Annotated in this window: 2 protein-coding genes; both read right to left on the bottom strand. The window is 49.6% G+C overall.

Features of this window, described 5'->3' with window-relative positions; all coding sequences use genetic code 11:
* Positions 1 to 691, bottom strand: a 691-nt coding sequence (locus ACTHUM_RS13710; RefSeq protein WP_440403136.1) for a Na+/H+ antiporter NhaC family protein, incomplete at its 3' end; no start/stop codon positions are given.
* 133 nt (positions 692 to 824) lie between these two features.
* Positions 825 to 1,504, bottom strand: a 680-nt coding sequence (locus ACTHUM_RS13705) for a PDZ domain-containing protein (protein ID WP_440403135.1), incomplete at its 5' end; no start/stop codon positions are given.

Below are 1,504 nucleotides of genomic sequence, written 5' to 3'. Positions count from 1 at the left end.
CCATAGAGCCGATGTCGAAGGAGAACCAAGCAACGACAAACACCATAATTAATGCGAAGACGGCGTAGTAATTCATCAGGCTCATGGCCACGAATGCGCCCATTGGTGTGTAGTCTGTGATGTTGTAAGTCACCAAAAGGCCTGCCAAAGTAGCAATAATCGACGCCCCCCAGCTGGATACAGGCATCAAAACGCACATCGGCGCGGCAGTGGAGTCAAGGATATAAGCCAGTTTGGCGCGGGAAACTTTGAATTTGTCGGTTACAGGGCGGGCAATCGCACCGACGGCAAGGCTGTGGAAATAGTCGTCAATAAAGGTAACGAATACCAGACAGGCGGTCAGCAGCTTCGCCCCGCGACGGCCTTTGATGTGCTGTTTTGCCCAATCGGCAAATGCTTGGTTGCTGCCGGAATGCGTCAGCAGGGAAGTGAAAATCCCCAAAAGCACCAAGAAGAGTAGGATTTTGGGTTTGCCCAAGGACCAATCGCCGTCCGCCCAAGTCAGGCTGACTGCCATGTCTTTTAAGTGAACCAAGGCATCAAGTGGATTACTGCCTACCAGCAAGAATGAGCCTACGATAATGCCGACACCTAAGGACAGCAATACACGGCGCGTTGCAATGGCCAAGGCGAGCGCGATGGCTGCCGGGACGATAGATAAAATAGAATTCGAATAATTAATAAGTTGCATAATTATATTGTGTATAAGCGGTGAAATATTTTCAGAAGGCCTAAATTGGAAGACGGATAACAAAATACCCACTGCCTCTGACATATGGGTATTTTATCATCTAACACATCATCATGCCGTCTGAAAAATCGGACTACTGCAGATTTAGCGCGAGGAACAAAGTATTGCCGTCGCGTTGTACCAAAAGCGGTACGTTTTTGCCTGAGCTTTCCAATGCGCTACGGAAAGTGGATTCGTCATTGACGCTGATTTGGCTGACGGCAATGATTTCGTCGCCGCGTTTGAGGCCGGCACGTTCGGCCGCGCCGCTAACGCGCAGAACGATTAAGCGTTGTTTACCGTCTGCGTTTTCAACCTGCAGGGTAACGCCTGTATTTTCAACGGTGAATCCGTCATGGCCGCTTTCGTGTTGCGGGTGTTCGGCTTCTTTTGCAGAAGTTTCCGTTTGTTCGGCTGCGCTGCCAAGTTTGACTTTGACATCGGTTTGTTTGCCGCTGCGCCAAATGCTCAAAGTTACTTCTTTGCCCGGCATAATCGAGCCGACCATAACTGGCAAATCGCTGGAAGCGCGGACTTCTTCGCCGTTAACTTTGCGTACGATGTCGCCAACCTGCAAGCCTGCTTGTTGTGCCGCGCTGTTTGGCATGATTTTTGCAATCAGTGCGCCACTTGCTTTGTCCAAACCGAAAGATTTGGCCAAATCATAAGAAACTTCTTGAATAACCACGCCTAATTGGCCGCGTTGGACTTTGCCGTTGGCTTTTAATTGATCGGCCACATTCATGGCAACATCAATCGGAATAGCAAACGAAA

The sequence above is a fragment of the Neisseria sp. P0021.S006 genome, assembly GCF_051956895.1.
Note: the sequence above shows the minus strand (reverse complement) of the source record. Positions and strands in the feature narration are given on the sequence as shown.